This window comes from Rhodococcus sp. NPDC057297 (genome assembly GCF_042667435.1).
Classification (GTDB): Bacteria; Actinomycetota; Actinomycetes; order Mycobacteriales; family Mycobacteriaceae; genus Rhodococcoides.
Genome location: NZ_JBHUZE010000016.1, coordinates 15,710 through 30,133 on the forward strand (window position 1 = coordinate 15,710; position 14,424 = coordinate 30,133).

The following is a 14,424-nucleotide window of genomic DNA, read 5'->3' on the forward strand; positions in this document are numbered from 1 at the left end:
ACTATCGGCTCGACTCCCATCGAAGAAAAAGATGGTCAGCTCAGGTCGTACATCGTCACGCCGTCGACCGTCGTGGCGGTGTAGTTGGCCGTGACCCACTCGGAGGTGTCGGCGGATGTTCCGGAACCGCTGCCACCCATCCCTCCACCTGCGATGAAGTAGTGGATCTCACCGTTCGCCACGTACTCCTTGAACTGCTCGAGCGTCGGCGACGGGTCGGTGCCGTTGAATCCGCCGATCGCCATGACGGGATCCTCGGTGGCCAGTTGGTAGCCGGAGGCACTGTTGGATCCGACGGCCGCCGCGACCCAGGTGTAAGAGTCGGCGTCCGCTTCGAGTAACGCAGTGATCGCCTCGGTCGGTGCACTGCCGCTGAGCAGACCCCCGGCTCCGCCGCCAATGCCACCGGCTCCGCCGCCAATGCCACCGGCTCCGCCGCCCATGCCACCGCCGGGAAGCCCTGCGGGCATCTGACCGCTCTGCATCGGGAAGCCCGGCATTCGAGATTGACCGTCGCGGGTACGGCCGTCGTCCATTCCTCTGCCTCCGCCGAATCCGCCTGGTCCACCCATGCCTGTCGACGGCCCGGCCGAGACGATGGATCCGGTGTGCGGGGTGGCGATGGTGTCGAGTGCGTACGCGGTCGGGCCGGCGAGGCCCGCGAACAGCACCGCGAGAACTGAAACAACTGCCAGCTTTCCGCGGGTCATGACCGGGATCAGCAGCGCGAGTGTTCCGAACAGGCCGACAACGAGGACAGTCCAACGCAACCACGGTACGAAGTCCGCACTACGTCCCAGAAGAACCCCCGCCATCACTGCGGCCGCGGTGGTCGCCATAGCCATTCCGACACGCACCCGGTATCGCTCGCGGTTGCGCCACGCCAGCACGCTGCCCGCGCCGATCAGTGCTGCCACAGCAGGTGCCAGTGCCACCGTGTAATAGGAGTGGAAGATGCCCGCCATGAAGCTGAACGTCAGACCGGTGACCAGCAACCACAGTCCCCACACCGTCAACGCCGCGCGCTGAGGATCGATGCGACGGGCACGTCCGCGGATCACGAGACCGAGTGCCAGCAGGATCAGCGCCGACGGGATGAGCCATGCGATCTGACCGCCCTGCGAGGCGTCGAACATACGCGTGATGCCCGTTTCACCCCACATGCCACCTCCTGCACCGCCGCCCGGGCCACCGGCACCGCCGCCACCCGGGGTCACGCTTCCGGTTTCCTCACCGTTGAGGCGGCCGAGACCGTTGTATCCGAGGGTGAGTTCGAGGATCGAGTTGTCCTGCGAGCCACCGATCCAGGGCCGTGACGACGCCGGCCACAGTTCGACGACGAGTAGCCACCAGCCGGCCGACACGATCGCCGCGCCCAGTGCGGCGAAGAGCTGCATCAGCCTGGTGACGAACTTCGGCCGGCCGAAAGCGAGGTACATCAACGCGATCGGCGGGATGACTAGCATCACCTGAAGCTGCTTGGTCAAGAACCCGAACCCGACGAACACTCCGGTGAGCACCAGCCAGCGGGTACGCCCGTCCTCGATGGCCCGCATCGATGCCCACACCGCGGCGATCATCAGCAGCACCAGCAGGGCGTCGGGATTGTTGAAGCGGAACATCAGTGCGGCAACAGGGGTGACCGCGAGTGTGAGTCCAGCGAGAAGGCCGGCGGCAGATCCGAACTGACGACGAACGGTCGCCCACAGGAGTGCGACGGAACCGACGCCGAGCAATGCTTGCGGGATGAGCATCGCCCAGGAGCTGAGTCCGAAGACGCGAACCGACAACGACATCACCCACAACGACATGGGTGGTTTGTCGACGGTGATGGAATTTGCCGCATCGGACGAACCGAAGAAGAACGCCTTCCAGGACACCGAGCCGGCCTGCACGGCAGCGGAATAGAACGAGTTCGCCCAACCCGACGCACCGAGGCCCCAGATGTAGGCAATGGCAGTACCCACCAACAGCACCGCGAGACCGATCCATTCCCATCGAGCTCGAGTGTGCCGGGCCGGCTCGTCGACGGGGCGCTGCATCAGCGTCGTCATTTCTGCACGTCCTTCGGACTGCGGAACACCCAACGAAGCGCGATGAATCGGCACACCGTCGCAACGAGATTCGCGACGACGAGCACCCCGAGTTCGAGGTGCCGCGACACATCGGGCGCCACCGCGTGCAGTAACGCGAGTGAACCACTGGTGACCAGCAACGCGAAACCGAACACCAGAAGCCCCTGCAGTTGGTGGCGGCCGGCGTTCTCGGCCCCGCGAACACCGAACGTGAAGGCACGGTTCGCCGCCGTGTTGAGGACTGCGGTGATCAACAATCCGAGGAAGTTGGCGGCCTGTGCGCCGATCAATGGGTGCAGCATCAGATACAGCAGCGCATACGCGACCGTGCTTGCGACGCCGATGATTCCGAAGCGCACCAGCTGCCCGACCATTCCGTGCGGTACTCCGGCCACGAGCGGCTCCCGTCCGAGACTCTTGCGCAGTTCCGCGACCGGCAATGCACCCGACGCCAGCGCTCGGCCCACTCGCCAGCATCCTTCGAGGTCCTTCACGGCGGTGTCGACGATGTTCACGCTGCTGCCCGGATCATCGATCCAGTCGACCGGCACCTCGTGAATCCGCAGACCCACCTTCTCGGCGATGACGAGCAGTTCGGTGTCGAAGAACCAGCCGTTGTCCTCCACCAGCGGAAGGAGTGTGCGCGCGACATCGGTACGCATCGCCTTGAAACCGCACTGCGCGTCGGAGAACCGCGCGCGCAACGAGGTTCGCAGGATGAGGTTGTAGCTCCGCGAGATGAATTCACGTTTCGCTCCGCGTACCACCCGCGAGGATCGACTCAGTCGTGAACCGATGGCTAGATCGGAATGCCCGGAGAGCAGCGGAGCGACCAGGGGCATCAGCGCATTCAGATCCGTGGACAGGTCTACGTCCATGTAGGCAACGACGTCGGCATCGGACTCCAGCCATACTGCTTTCAGCGCTCGGCCACGTCCCTTCTCGTCGAGGTGATGCACGTGCACACCGTCGATCTCCCCAGCCAGTCGCTCGGCGACGGCGAGCGTGTCGTCCGTGCTGGCGTTGTCCGCGATGGTGATCTGGGCGCGAAACGGAATGGTCTCCTCGAGGTGCGCGTGCAGTCTGCGAATGCACTGCTCGAGATCCTCCTGCTCGTTGTAGACCGGAATGACCACCTCGAGGACGGCTGTCGCAGCGTCACCCGGGGACGAGCTGGGCTCACGGCCACCTGCTCGGAGTAGCGAGTTCGATGTCATGAACCACAGATTCGTCTGCCTGCCTGCGACCAGCCTGGATCCAAGCTGGCAGTTTCCTGTGCCGCCGGAGTGGAGCCTGCGGAATGACCCATGGGTCCCGCCCGCCACATAGGGTTGGGCACATGGCATCGGTATTCAGCAAGATCATCAGTGGAGAGATTCCGGGACGATTCGTCTGGGAGGACGACGACGTCGTTGCGTTCCTGACCATCGCCCCCGTCACTCAGGGCCACACCCTGATCGTGCCGCGCGAGGAGATCGACCAGTGGCAGGACGTCGACGGCGCGGTGTTCGGCAAGTTGACGTCGGTCGCGCAGAAGATCGGTCAGGCTGTGGTCAAGGGTTTCGACGCACCGCGAGCCGGTTTCCTGATTGCCGGGCTGGAAGTGCCGCATCTGCACCTGCACGTGTTCCCGGCGTTCGAGATGGGGAACTTCGACATCTCCGGTGCGGACCCGAGCCCCTCGGCCGAGTCGCAGGACGAGGCAGCGACGAAGATCAAGGCTGCACTGACCGAACTCGGTTACGGAGCGAACGTACCTACCTGATCGGGTCGAGCAATCGGCGCGTCGAACGCAGTGCCGCGGACACTGCGTTCGGCCGCACGGTGCCGCCGATTCCCGGCCCAGGACGCATGAGCACGTCGCGAGGTCCTGGGGCGATTCCACAGTGGGCGCACAGGCCGGGGCCTGTCAGGAGGGTTCCGCAGTCGGCATGCAGGAATTCTCGACGTGCACCGCCCGGCGACGGGACCTGGGCACCGCCCCAGTCGTTCAGCGCGTAGACCACGTGCCACAGCCCTTCGAGCGCAGCCGTCGGCACGTATTCGTCGCGGCCTCCCTGGGGAACACGCTCGAGCAGTCCGGCGTCGACGAGACCTGTGAGCCGTTGCGTGAGGACGGCCTTGGACACCTCGAGGTGAATCCGGAAATCCGAGAACCGTCGCACGCCGAAGAGCGAGTCGCGCACGATCAGCAGGGTCCAGCGCTCGCCGACGAGCTCGAGCGCGCGCGCCATCGAGCAATCCTGATGTACGTAGTCGACGCCGAGGGCCATGCGTCGAAGCCTACCCGAATGGTCTGTTGACCGAACCGAAATGCCCGGTTACAGTTCGGTCACCGAACCAAGGGGAACAATGACGACCACCGACCCGTCCACCGTGCAACGACGCTCACTCGTGATCGCGTCGCTCGGCACTCTGCTGACCCTGGTGGCGTTCACGGCGCCCTTGGCGACCATCAATCCGACGGCGACGACCCTCGGAAGCGACGCTGCCGGGAAGACCTGGATTCTGAGCTCGATGAGCATCGGGCTCGGTGCGGCTCTGTTGACCGCGGGAACCGTCGCCGACGATTTCGGACGCCGACGGACGTTCGCGATCGGCGCTGCCGTGCTCGCCGCCGGCTCCGTTGCATGCGCCGTTGCGCCCAACACACTGATCTTCGTGATCGCCCGCATCGCGCAGGGTATCGGCGGCGCAGCACTGGTCGCGTCGAGCCTCGGGATCATCGCGCACACTCACCCGGTCGGCCCCTTGCGGGCGCGCGCGAGCGGAATCTGGGGCGCCAGCGTCGGCGCAGGAATCGCTCTGGGGCCGTTGATCGCCGCCGGTTTCGACCACATCGCCACCTGGCGCGACGCATACATCGTGCTCGCCGTCGCCGCAGCTGTGTTGGCCTACGTCTCGCACCGTGTCGTCGTCGAGTCGAGAGCAGACGTTCCGCGCGGACTGGATCCGACGGGCGCGGTTCTGTTGGGCCTGGGCATCAGCGCACTGCTGGCGGCCCTGATCGAGGGGCGGCAGGGATGGGCCGAGCCGCTGCCCATCGGATTGTTCGTCGTCGCAACGATACTTCTGAGCATGTTCGTCGTCGTGGAATTCCGCAGCAGTACAGCGATGTTGGACTTGACGCTGTTCGCCCATCCACCTTTCGTCGCGGCAACCGTTGCCGCACTCATGACCGGCGCAGGCATCATCGCACTCATGTCGTACGTGTCCGGATTCCTCGGAAATGCCTACGGTATTCAAGCGTTAAAAGCCGCACTGCTGATGTTCGCGTGGTCCGGCACGTCCGTCGTCACGGCCCTGCTCGCTCGAAAAATCCCCCCGAGCATCTCGGGCGTGACACAGCTGGCCATCGGACTACTAGGGGTTGCCGTCGGGCAGCTCTTTCTACTCGGCCTGTCCGAGGACTCGACGTGGTCCCGCTTGCTGCCCGGTCTCCTGATCGCCGGTGTCTCCAGTGGAGTCCTCAACGCCGCACTCGGCCGCGAAGCCGTCGCCAGCGTGCCCGCCGGACGCGCCGGCATGGGTAGCGGCGCCAACAACACAGCGCGATACGTAGGTTCGGCCGTCGGTGTCACCGTGGTTGCCGTACTTGCCGTCCCGACCGGAACCCCCAGTGTCGCCGGTATCGTCGAAGGATGGAACAGCGCCGTACTGTTCACCACCGCCGCGTCCATCGTCGGCGCGCTGGTGGTGCTCGCCTGCCGCCGCCGGGTCTAGTTCACCCGGTCCTGATTCACCCGGTCCTGATTCACGCGGGGCAGTTCCACCCGGAACGTCGCACCCTGACCGGGGGTGCTGTCGACGGTGACGGTACCGCCGTGCGCAGCGACGAGGGCCGCGACGATCGACAATCCCAGTCCGCTGCCGCCGCTTTCGCGAGTACGGGAGCTGTCCGCACGATAGAAGCGCTCGAAGACGTGCGCCGATTCCTCGGCCGACAGGCCAGGCCCGGTGTCGCTGACCTCGAGTCGTACCGACGTGTCCGTGGTGCCGACACGGATCTCGATGGACGCGTCGGATGGAGTGTGCCGAACAGCGTTTCCGACGAGGTTGGCCACCACCTGACGCAACCGGGCGTCGTCACCGGTGACCTCGGGAATGCCAGGCCCTGACACGACTTTCAGTGAAATATCGCGTTCGGGGGCGACCGCTCGAGCATCGTGGACGGCATCGGCAGCGATGGTGAGCACGTCGACGGATCGAGCCTCCAGCGGGCGTTGCGCGTCGAGCCTGGCCAGCATCAGCAGATCCTCGACGAGCAAACCCATGCGTGCCGATTCACCCTCGATGCGGTTCATCAACAACGTGATGTCGCTCATCGCGCCTTGCCGATGCAGCTCCGCGAATCCCCGAATCGTCGTCAGTGGTGTGCGTAGCTCGTGACTCGCGTCGGCGACGAAGCGTCGCATCTTGTCCTCGGACGCGCGGGCGGCCTCCTCGGACGCCTCGCTCGCCGCGAACGCCTGCTGAATACGAGTGAGCATGCCGTTCAACGCAATCGACAGCTTGCCGATCTCGGTACGTGAACTCCTCTCCGGCACCCGCTCGTGCAGGTCACCGGCCGCGATCGCCGCGGCTGTTCCCTCCACCTCCACGAGTGGGCGCAGACTCCGTCGGACCACGAAATAGGCGACTACCGCCAGTACTGCCAGAACGATTGCGCCGATGATCGACTGGAGAACGACGAGCTTGTCCACCGTGGTCTTGGTCGGCGTCAGACTCTGCGCGACCACGGTGGTGCCCTGAGAATTGGTGACGCTGAAGGCTCGCCACTCCTCGTCTCCGTCGACGGAACCGACCGTGGTCGGCCGCGACGTGTCGACGCCGTCGACGTCGGGAACGTTCTGCCCGGCGTCCTCCTCGATCCTGATCTGGCCGTCGGTGTCGGTCGCTTTCACGTAGAAGTCCGCCGGTGGCCGCCTGGACTCCGACGGCGGTGGCATGTCCGGATTCCGGGGTTCCGCCCACACGCGGGACGCGTCGAACAAGCTCTTGTCGACGCGTTCGACGAGCGACTGCTCGAGCGCGGACGTCACCGCGATGCCCGACGCCAGAAGCCCGGTCGCGACGAGGAGCAACAGCGCCGCGACAAGCGTGAACCGCAGCGGAACGTCCCTCGGCGCCGGAAGGCGCCTCACCGCGGCTGCCGCATGACGTATCCGACACCACGCAGAGTGTGGATGAGCCGGGTGTCCCCCGTGTCCACCTTGCGGCGCAGGTAGGACACGTAGGACTCGACGACGCCGACTTCGCCGCCGAAATCGTAGTGCCACACGTGATCCAGAATCCGGGGCTTGCTCAGCACCGTGCCTGCGTTGACCATGAAATACCGGAGCAGCGTGAATTCCGTCGGCGAGAGTGCAACCGGCTCGCCTGCCTTCCACACCTCGTGGGTGTCGTCGTCGAGTTCGATGTCCGCGAACGAGATTCGCGACGGTGCAGTCTCCTCCGTCTTTCCGGATCGACGCAGAATGACCCTCAACCGAGCAACCACCTCTTCGAGGCTGAACGGTTTGGTGACGTAGTCGTCGGCGCCGAGCGTCAGACCCGAGACCTTGTCCTCCACGGAATCGCGGGCGGTCAGGAACAGCGCGGGGGCGTCGACGCCGTCGGCACGCAGCCTGCGCAGCAGACCGAACCCGTCCATCCCCGGCATCATGACGTCGAGTATCACGGCTTCGGGCCGGAACGTGCGCGCCTTGTCCAGCCCCTCGGGTCCGGACGATGCGGTCTGGACGTCGAACCCCTGGAATCGCAGGCTGACCGACAGCAGCTCCAGAATTGTCGGTTCGTCGTCGACGACCAGCACTCGGGCCTCAGGTGTTTCGCTCACGTACCCATTCTGGACCCGCAGCCTGCGCAGTTGCTGCACTCTCGCTGTGAGGTTTCTGTGAGAGCCGCGTGGGGTGCATGATGGACGGCGATGGCGACGACGGACACCTCGGCGAGTCCGGTCCGCCGCATCGATTCGATGCACGTATTCGCATTTCTGCTCGTGTGCGCGATCGCGTTCCGGGAGCAGCTGGTCACGGCGGTGAATTCCTTTCCCCAGCTACGAACGGGTGCGACGATATTCCTGGGTGTCTTCGTTCAGGCAACCCCGTTTCTGGTGCTCGGTGTGCTGGTCAGCGGTGGGATCGCCGCGTTCGTCTCGCCGCGGGTTCTGGAGCGACTGCTGCCGGCCGACGAGAAAGCTGCGGTCGGTGTCTCCGGACTGGCCGGAATGGCCCTGCCCGGGTGCGAATGCGGCGCCGTTCCGGTATCCAGGCGTCTGATGGACCAGGGTGCGCCGACGTCGGCGGCGCTCGCATTCCTCCTGTCCGCACCTGCCATCAACCCTGTGGTGCTGGTGTCGACGGCTGTCGCGTTCCCCGGTGAACCGCGGATGGTGTTGGCGAGATTTCTTGCATCGCTGGCCACTGCCCTGGTGATGGGCTGGTTGTGGGCCAGAATCGGACGTGCCGAGTGGATCACGAAGAAATTCGCCGATCACAGCCACGATTCTTCGCGGTCGAAATGGGAAGTGTTCACCGAATCCGCACGACACGACCTGATGCAGGCGGGCGCCTTCCTCGTCCTCGGAGCCGGAGCCGCGGCGCTGCTGCACATCGTCGTTCCCGATTCCATCCTCGAACACCTCGCCGGGCAGATGCTCCTGGCGATTCTGGTGATGGCAGTTCTGGCCGTCGTTCTCGCGTTGTGTTCGGAGGCCGACGCCTTCGTCGCAGCGAGCATGTCGATGCTGCCTCTACTCCCCCGGCTGGTGTTCCTCGTCGTCGGCCCCGCGGTCGACGCCAAACTGATGGCGATGCAGGCGGGCAGTTTCGGACGTGGATTCGTCGCCCGATTCGCCCCGGTCACCTTCGTCGTCGCGGTGGCGTGCGCTACCTCCGTCGGGCTTCTCGTTCTGGGTGCCCGATGAGGCGGGAGACGCAGAACGTCCTGCTTCTGCTCGTCGGTGGCGCGATGGTCAAGATCTCCGTGGACGGAAGCTTTCTGCGCTACGTGAAGCCGAGCCTGCACCCCTACCTGGTGGCCAGCGGGATTTTCATCGTCGGCTTGGCGGTGGTGGCGATCGTTCGCGACGTCCGGCGAGGCGGACCGGCGCACGACGACCACGCCCACAGCTCTCGGCCGTACTGGATGTTGCTTCTTCCGGCGGCGTTGATTCTGTTCGTCGCGCCGCCCGCACTCGACGTGTCGTCGGTGTCGGATCGGGTGGTCGCGGCCGGTCCTGTGCAGCGCACTGCGTTTCCACCGTTGCCCGACGGCGAGGCGCCCGAAGTACCACTGCTCGACGTCGTTCAGCGTGCCGCGAGGGACAGCACGGGCAGCCTCGACGATCGCGAGATCACCGTGACGGGGATTCGAGTGGCGAACCCGGACGGCAGTGTCGATCTGGCGCGCATTCTGATCATCTGCTGCGCTGCCGACGCGCGATCCATCCGCATCCACTTGGACCGAGACGTGGAGGGCGAGTGGCTGCGGGTGCGTGGAACCGTCGGCAAGTCGTCCCCGGAGACGGGCAACATTCCGACGATGGCGGTGACCGGTGTCGAGCAGATCGACGAACCCGAGAACACGTACGCCTATTAGTGGTACCTTAGTACCAGTCTTGCTGAATTCGACACAGTGGGACCAGCGGACGAGCGCACCGTACCCGGCCAGCGACAAGACGGTGCATGGGAGTGTTTTCTCATGGCTTGGGTCATTCTTGTCATCTCCGGCGTACTCGAAGCAGTGTGGGCCACCGCCCTCGGCAAGTCCGATGGTTTTTCGCGCCCCGTTCCCACGATCGTCTTCGGTGTCGCCCTCGTCGCCAGCATGGGCGGCCTGGCCGTCGCGATGCGCACCCTGCCCGTCGGCACCGCATACGCCGTCTGGGTCGGAATCGGCGCAACCCTCACCGTCGCCTACGCGATGATCACAGGCGACGAATCGTCGTCGTGGATCAAGGTCGCGCTGCTCGTGGGCATCGTCGGCTGCGTCGTCGGGCTGAAGCTGCTGCACTGACCGATCCAGCAGTTACAGTAACTTCCATGAACTGGGTGTCCGCGATCACACTGCCTGCACGCGCTGGGATTGCCATCGCGGAAACTGCCCTGGAGGTCTCGGGGGCGATTCTGTCCACCACTCGATTCGCCCTCGAGACCGGTGCAGCCACGCCTGCCAACCTGGCCTCGCTCACCGATCCCAAGGGCGGCACGATGCAGCTGCTGTCCCAGCTGGGTCAGCTCACCTCGGACGACCGAGCGTTGGGCAACGCTCTGCGCGAGGGAGGCCCGCTCGACCGACTGCTCGCGCCCGGCGGCGTCGTCGACAGGTTGACGTCGGAGGAGGGCACGCTCGAACGGTTGCTGGCTCCCGGTGGACCTGTCGACCGTGTGACCGCCACCGATGGACCTCTGGACCGGCTGCTCGCCGAGGACGGTCCGCTCGAGCGACTGCTCGCCGCCGGTGGGCTACTCGATCGAATCACCGCCGTCGACGGCCCCCTCGAACGCCTGACCGCCAAGGACGGACCGCTCGAACTTCTGACCCGCGAGGACGGCATCATCGAACGCGCCACCCAGGAAGGCGGCCTGCTGGAACAGCTGCTCGCCGAGGGCGGCGCCATCGAGAGGCTGACCGCCAAGGGTGGTCCGCTCGATCAGCTCGTGACCTTGACCGAAACCTTGTCTCAGCTGGCACCCAACATCGAACGCATGGGCGTCAGCATCGACATCCTGCAGGACTCGGTCGAGATTTTGTCGCAGGCAGTGAATCCGTTGGGCGAGTTGGTCGGTCGGCTACCCAATCGCTGGCTCAAGGGCAAGCAGACCGTCCACGAACTGCAGTAGACGGACAAGCCGCGCAGGCATCAGTTTCGCAGACCCCGGGCAATGACCAGACGCTGAATCTGGTTGGTGCCCTCGAAGATCTGCGTGATCTTGGCGTCGCGCATGTACCGCTCGACGCGGAAGTCCCGCGTGTAGCCGTACCCGCCGAACACCTGGACCGCGTCGGTGGTGACCTTCATCGCGGCGTCGGTCGCGACGAGTTTCGCGACCGATGCGCCCCGCGAGTAATCCAACCCGGCATCGCGACGTCGAGCAGCATCGATGTAGGTGGCCCGCGCGGAATCGACCGCGGCCGCCATGTCGGCCAACAGGAAGCCAAGACCCTGGTGGTCGACGATCTTCTTGCCGAACGTCGTGCGCTCGTTGGCGTAGGCGACTGCGTCGTTCAGGGCTGCCTGGGCGATACCCACGGCAACCGCAGCAATTCCCAGGCGGCCGGAATCGAGTGCACTGAAGGCGATCTGGAGGCCTTGCCCCTCGGCGCCGAGACGTCGCTCGGCCGAGACGAAGGCATTGTCGTAGTTCGCCGACGTGGTGGGCACTGCGTGCAGACCCATCTTCTCCTCCGGCTTGCCGAAGGAGAGACCCTTCTGGTCCTTGGGAACGAGGAAGCAGGAAACACCCTTGGACCCTTCACCGGTCCGAGCGAAGAGGTTGTAGAAATCTGCGATACCGCCGTGAGTGATCCACGCCTTGGCGCCGTTGACGACGTATCCGTCGTCCTTGGCTGTCGCCTTGCAGGTCAACGCGGCGGCGTCGGATCCCGCTTGCGGCTCGGACAAACTGTATGCGCCGACGAGACTGCCGCCCAGCATGTCCGGAAGCCAGCGCTGCTTCTGCTCCTCGGTTCCGAACGCCAACAGCGGGGAGCACGCGAGACTGTGCACGCTGACCGCAACGGCCACCGCAGCCCAGCGGGCCGCCAGTTCTTCCAGTACCTGCAGGTAGACCTCGTACGGCTGGCCACCGCCGCCCCACTCCTCCGGGAACGGGAGGCTCAACAGCCCGGCTTCACCGAGGGTGCCGAACACGCCTTCAGGGTAGGTCTCGTTCTTCTCGTGCTCGTCGACGATGGGATCCAGCACCTTGTCCGCGACATCGCGCGTGAGCTGGATGAGGTCCCGGGCTTCTTCGGTGGGCAACAAACGATCGACAGGCACTTTCGAACTCCTCACAGTACTGACGGTCCCATCACAGTACTGCATATGATACTGAATGGCCTACTACAGTACTGTCGAGGCTCATGACCGCAGCTCACGCGACGGCCCGCCGTGCCCAACTGTTCGACCAGCTCGTCGACCTCCTGTTGAGCGAAGGGTTCGCCCACCTCACGCTCGACGACATCTCGGCGCGCCTCCGCTGCAGCAAATCGACGCTCTACACCCTGGCAGGCAGCAAAGAACAGCTCGTCCGAGCCGCAACCGTGCACTTCTTCCGCGGTGCAACGGACCGCGTGGAGGCAGCGATCGTCGGGGTCGACGGGTTCGGCAACCGCCTGACCGCGTACCTGACCGCAGTGGGCGACGCCCTGCAGCCGGCGTCACGACAGTTCATGAACGACCTTGCCGCCTTCCCTCCGGCACGCGAAATCTACGAGCAGAACACAGCGTTCGCGGCCAAACGCGTTCAAGCCCTGATCGACGACGGTGCCGCGGCCGGCGAAGTCCGCAGTGTCCATGCCGCATTCGTCGCCGACGTCGCCGCATCGACAATGGCACGAATCCAGACGCGTGAAATATCCGAACGCACCGGCCTCGACGACTCCCAGGCGTACGCCGAACTCGCCGCCCTCCTCACCACCGGCATCAGCGGTCACCGGGCACCTTCGTAGAATCGGCGGCGATGAGGAACGGTCGGCACGCATCCAGAACAGCCTTCTGGGCCTCGTGTCTGGTATTCGTTCTCTCGCTCGTTTTCGTCGCCGCGACATCCGACGGCGACGTTCCGGCACATTTCGACGGGTCCGGCGTCGTCACGCGCACGGAATCCCCGTGGTCGTTCGTCGCCACGATGGCCGGCGTCGGTCTTGCGCTCGGTGTGTTGTTCGCGCAACGTTCGATCACATGATCGCCGAGGATCTCGAATGGATCGGCGCAGCGACGATTGCCCTCCTGACGTGGATGACCGTAGTCGCCGGAACAACAGGATCCGACGACGGGTCGGTGTCGACGTGGGTCCTCGTGGCTCCGACCGTCGCCTACGTGCTCGGCATCGCCGGGTACGCGGTGCATGTGATCCGAGGCGGTAAATACCGAGTGCCCGAGGACGATCGACCGCCTTCGTAGATCAGAAGGGTGGTGGTTTCTTTCGTTCGCGGAGGCGTTGGATGGTTTTGTGTTGTCGTAGTTTTCGGCGGAGGAGTCGGATTCGGGTGCGGGCGGTGTCGGTGGGTGCGTGTCGGAGGTCGGCGGTGGTGGGTTCGGGTGTGGTGGGGGACATGTGTTGTTCCCACCAGGTGGGTGTGGTGGTGTCGGGTTCGGGGAGGGGTCGCCCGCGTCGGTGTCGGCGGGTGCGTGCGGTGGTGGGGCATCCGAGTTCGGGGAAGGTGAGGGTGCGGATGCCGGTGGTGTGGGTCCAGATGATGATGCCGCCGGCGAGGTGGGCGACGGTGGCTGCGTTGGCGGTTTTGTGTTTGTGGTGGGCGGTGCAGACGGGGTGGAGGTTGGTCTCGATGGTCCATCCGCCGCGGTGGGGGGTGTGGTGGTCGTAGGGGACGATGTGGTCGAGTTCGCAGTCGGTGGAGGGGACGGTGCATCCAGGGTGGGTGCAGGTGCGGTAGGTCATGCGTACGCGGGCGGCGAGGTCGGTGTTGGGTCGGTAGGTCAGGGCGCCGGGTGGTGGCTCGGTGTCACCTCCGTGGCCGTCGGGATGGATCCCTGCAGCGAGGGCGGGGTCGGCGGTGATCGCTGCCAGTAGTGCCGCGGTGATCTGCGCGCGAACAGTGTCACTGAGCAGACCCGTGCCACTGGGCAGACCGGTGCCACGGGGCAGGCCGGTGGCGCTGGGCAGGCCGGTGGCGCTGGTGGGTGTGCGGGTGGGTGTGGGTACGGTTCCTGCTCGGCGGATCCGGCCGCGGTGGATCAGCCGCGGTACCCGAATCCGTAGGGACGAGAGCACTGTCCTCGGTACTTGTCGTCGATTCGTCGCGGCAGCGCCGGTTCCTGCGTTCCCGGAATCGTCGGGACCCTCAGTGCCGTGACCCTCGGTGCCGGGACCCTCGGTGCCGGGCCGATCAGCTGCCTCGTCGCCAGCCGCCCCGTCGTCAGTGCTCTCGTCGTCTGTGCTCTCGTCGTCTTCGGTCTCGGTGTCACCCAGGCCTGTGTCGCCAGGTGTGCCGGTATCGGCATCGACGTGGGTCCCTGCGTCGCCGGGAGGGTCGGCCTTGTCCGGTTCACCTTGTGCCTGGGTGTGTGGTGCTCGGGCGGTGAGGACGTCGTGGAGTTCGGTGAGCAGGCCTTGCCAGTGGGCGTCGGTGGCGATGAGCCGAGCCAGTTCCGGATCGA

The 14,424-nt window shown here is 65.5% G+C and carries 16 protein-coding genes and 1 riboswitch; of the genes, 9 read left to right on the forward strand and 7 right to left on the reverse strand.

The window, feature by feature from the left end; all coding sequences use genetic code 11:
- Nucleotides 1-35: 35 nt before the first annotated feature.
- Entirely contained in the window at nucleotides 36-2,054 is a 2,019-nt protein-coding gene (locus tag ACFULT_RS26995) for a glycosyltransferase family 39 protein (RefSeq protein WP_378483070.1), read from the reverse strand.
- Complete coding sequence (locus ACFULT_RS27000; protein ID WP_378483071.1) at nucleotides 2,051-3,292, reverse strand: glycosyltransferase; 1,242 nt, start codon at nucleotides 3,290-3,292, stop codon at nucleotides 2,051-2,053. The genes ACFULT_RS26995 and ACFULT_RS27000 overlap by 4 nt, the downstream gene beginning before the upstream one ends.
- 122 nt (nucleotides 3,293-3,414) lie before the next feature.
- Between ACFULT_RS27000 and ACFULT_RS27005 the strand changes: the two genes are divergently transcribed.
- Nucleotides 3,415-3,840, forward strand: a complete 426-nt coding sequence (locus ACFULT_RS27005) for an HIT family protein (RefSeq protein WP_037107370.1) — start codon at nucleotides 3,415-3,417, stop codon at nucleotides 3,838-3,840.
- On the opposite strand, the gene ACFULT_RS27010 is transcribed toward ACFULT_RS27005, so the two are convergent.
- Nucleotides 3,833-4,348: a helix-turn-helix domain-containing protein gene (locus tag ACFULT_RS27010; protein WP_037107367.1), complete on the reverse strand. Its 516-nt coding sequence runs from the start codon at nucleotides 4,346-4,348 to the stop codon at nucleotides 3,833-3,835. The two genes, ACFULT_RS27005 and ACFULT_RS27010, sit on opposite strands and share 8 nt — an antisense overlap.
- Nucleotides 4,349-4,427: 79 nt before the next feature.
- Here ACFULT_RS27010 and ACFULT_RS27015 point away from each other — a divergent pair, with 79 nt between their 5' ends.
- A complete protein-coding gene (locus tag ACFULT_RS27015) occupies nucleotides 4,428-5,798 on the forward strand; it encodes an MFS transporter (protein WP_378483072.1) in 1,371 nt (456 codons plus the stop codon).
- Here ACFULT_RS27015 and ACFULT_RS27020 read toward each other — a convergent pair.
- A complete protein-coding gene (locus tag ACFULT_RS27020; protein WP_378483073.1) occupies nucleotides 5,795-7,219 on the reverse strand; it encodes an ATP-binding protein in 1,425 nt (474 codons plus the stop codon). The two genes, ACFULT_RS27015 and ACFULT_RS27020, sit on opposite strands and share 4 nt — an antisense overlap.
- Complete coding sequence (locus ACFULT_RS27025; RefSeq protein WP_026347530.1) at nucleotides 7,216-7,914, reverse strand: response regulator transcription factor; 699 nt, start codon at nucleotides 7,912-7,914, stop codon at nucleotides 7,216-7,218. The genes ACFULT_RS27020 and ACFULT_RS27025 overlap by 4 nt, the downstream gene beginning before the upstream one ends.
- Nucleotides 7,915-8,004: 90 nt before the next feature.
- On the opposite strand from ACFULT_RS27025, the gene ACFULT_RS27030 reads away from it, so the two are divergent.
- The 4 genes from ACFULT_RS27030 (at nucleotide 8,005) to ACFULT_RS27045 (ending at nucleotide 10,921) form a co-directional block, all read left to right on the forward strand.
- A complete protein-coding gene (locus ACFULT_RS27030; RefSeq protein WP_378483074.1) occupies nucleotides 8,005-9,003 on the forward strand; it encodes a permease in 999 nt (332 codons plus the stop codon).
- The gene (locus tag ACFULT_RS27035; RefSeq protein ID WP_378483075.1) at nucleotides 9,000-9,677 is read left to right on the forward strand and encodes a TIGR03943 family putative permease subunit; all 678 of its coding nucleotides are present in this window, start codon (nucleotides 9,000-9,002) and stop codon (nucleotides 9,675-9,677) included. The genes ACFULT_RS27030 and ACFULT_RS27035 overlap by 4 nt, the downstream gene beginning before the upstream one ends.
- Before the next feature lie 25 nt (nucleotides 9,678-9,702).
- A riboswitch (guanidine-III (ykkC-III) riboswitch) is annotated at nucleotides 9,703-9,766 on the forward strand.
- Nucleotides 9,767-9,779: 13 nt separating this feature from the next.
- Nucleotides 9,780-10,094 (forward strand): multidrug efflux SMR transporter, encoded by a 315-nt coding sequence (locus ACFULT_RS27040; RefSeq protein ID WP_020113381.1) that lies wholly within the window; start codon nucleotides 9,780-9,782, stop codon nucleotides 10,092-10,094.
- A gap of 26 nt (nucleotides 10,095-10,120) precedes the next feature.
- A complete protein-coding gene (locus ACFULT_RS27045; protein ID WP_094719542.1) occupies nucleotides 10,121-10,921 on the forward strand; it encodes an ABC transporter in 801 nt (266 codons plus the stop codon).
- A gap of 20 nt (nucleotides 10,922-10,941) precedes the next feature.
- Here ACFULT_RS27045 and ACFULT_RS27050 read toward each other — a convergent pair whose 3' ends face one another.
- Nucleotides 10,942-12,081 carry an acyl-CoA dehydrogenase family protein gene (locus ACFULT_RS27050; protein WP_378483076.1) on the reverse strand — a complete coding sequence of 380 codons (1,140 nt, stop codon included), beginning with the start codon at nucleotides 12,079-12,081 and terminating at the stop codon, nucleotides 10,942-10,944.
- Nucleotides 12,082-12,164: 83 nt separating this feature from the next.
- Here ACFULT_RS27050 and ACFULT_RS27055 point away from each other — a divergent pair, with 83 nt between their 5' ends.
- From ACFULT_RS27055 to ACFULT_RS27065, 3 genes are read left to right on the forward strand one after another with little or no spacing between them, the layout of a single operon-like run.
- Complete coding sequence (locus ACFULT_RS27055; RefSeq protein WP_037107346.1) at nucleotides 12,165-12,752, forward strand: TetR/AcrR family transcriptional regulator; 588 nt, start codon at nucleotides 12,165-12,167, stop codon at nucleotides 12,750-12,752.
- 11 nt (nucleotides 12,753-12,763) lie between these two features.
- The gene (locus ACFULT_RS27060; RefSeq protein ID WP_378483077.1) at nucleotides 12,764-12,988 is read left to right on the forward strand and encodes a hypothetical protein; all 225 of its coding nucleotides are present in this window, start codon (nucleotides 12,764-12,766) and stop codon (nucleotides 12,986-12,988) included.
- Entirely contained in the window at nucleotides 12,985-13,206 is a 222-nt protein-coding gene (locus ACFULT_RS27065) for a hypothetical protein (RefSeq protein ID WP_378483078.1), read from the forward strand. The genes ACFULT_RS27060 and ACFULT_RS27065 overlap by 4 nt, the downstream gene beginning before the upstream one ends.
- A gap of 1 nt (nucleotide 13,207) precedes the next feature.
- On the opposite strand, the gene ACFULT_RS27070 is transcribed toward ACFULT_RS27065, so the two are convergent.
- The coding region (locus ACFULT_RS27070; RefSeq protein ID WP_378483079.1) for an HNH endonuclease signature motif containing protein at nucleotides 13,208-14,424 on the reverse strand (1,217 nt) is incomplete at its 5' end.